At 37.2% G+C, this 1,150-nt stretch carries 1 protein-coding gene; it reads right to left on the bottom strand.

All coding sequences use genetic code 11. The features are described from left to right. The coding region (locus CP370_RS09110; protein WP_023599651.1) for an IS30-like element ISLjo1 family transposase at nt 1-1,048 on the bottom strand (1,048 nt) is incomplete at its 3' end. Nucleotides 1,049-1,150: the final 102 nt, after the last annotated feature.

A 1,150-nucleotide genomic window follows, 5' to 3' on the forward strand; every position in this document is an offset into this window, starting at 1 on the left:
AAGCTGCTTGATAGATTAGATCTAATTCTCTTTCAAAGATTTCATCTGGTGTATGATAGGCCAGTATCTTTCTTGGCAAAGAATTGCACCAGGTTTCAATATTAATGATGTCTTGTAAAGAATAGTTAGCTATTGCTTCTCCCTTAGGAATGAATCTGCGAATAAGGCCATTGTGTCTTTCAACTGTTCCCTTATCACAAGAAGTGTAAGGATGGGCATAGTAAACCAGTGTATTGGATACTTTTTCTAGGTTGGAAAGATCTGCAAACTCTGAGCCATTATCAGTGGTAATGGTTTTAAAAATATCATTCCAATGTTCGCTGTATTGCCTTTGGAGTTCTTTAAAGGCCTGCATGACACTGACAGAAGTCTTGTCAGGAATACGAAGAATTAAAAACTCACGACTCATACGCTCAGATAAGGTTAGCAGTACCTCATCATCTTTGCTCTTATGTCCGAGAACTAAATCGCATTCCCAATGACCGAATTCATTACGTTTATTGATCTCTTTAGGACGTTCTTCAATGCTTCTACCAAGTTTTTTCTTATTTTTGCGAATACGATGAAGCTTAGTATTGCGTTTAAGCTTCTCTGGCAAGTCGTAATTATAAATTCCTAATAAGCCTTGATCAACGTAATTATAAAGAGTTTTGGTGCAGACAACATCGCTGCTAGCGAATTCGCCAACAGCAGTAGCACGATTACTGCACACATCAAGCGACCAGCCATCTTTAAAAAAATGCTTGTGGACATAGCGCATGAATTGAGTTTTCCTGAGAAAGTCTGATTTGCGCCCACAATTTTTACGATGAGCTTTATATGCATCATGCCCTTGAGTAGCCTTATATTTTTTGACTTTACCATGATATAGTTTTACAGTGCCACGCTTAACCTCATAGCTGATAGTAGAAGGAGAACAGTTAAGTTCACGGGCAATTGCACGCAAAGAATAGCCATCTTTCAAACGCAATTGAATAATAACTCGCTCTTCAAATGATAAATGCTTGCCTTTAACGTGCTGGTTCATGGTAGAATGTAAAGAGTCCATTTTGACCTCCAATAGAAAGTTTTTGTGGTTATTAACATTCTATCAAACAGGTCCGAATGGACTTTTTATTTTTTATCAAGTGTTCAATTTAATTTTACAATC

The sequence above is a fragment of the Lactobacillus sp. UMNPBX19 genome (assembly GCF_002553805.1).
GTDB lineage: Bacteria > Bacillota > Bacilli > Lactobacillales > Lactobacillaceae > Lactobacillus.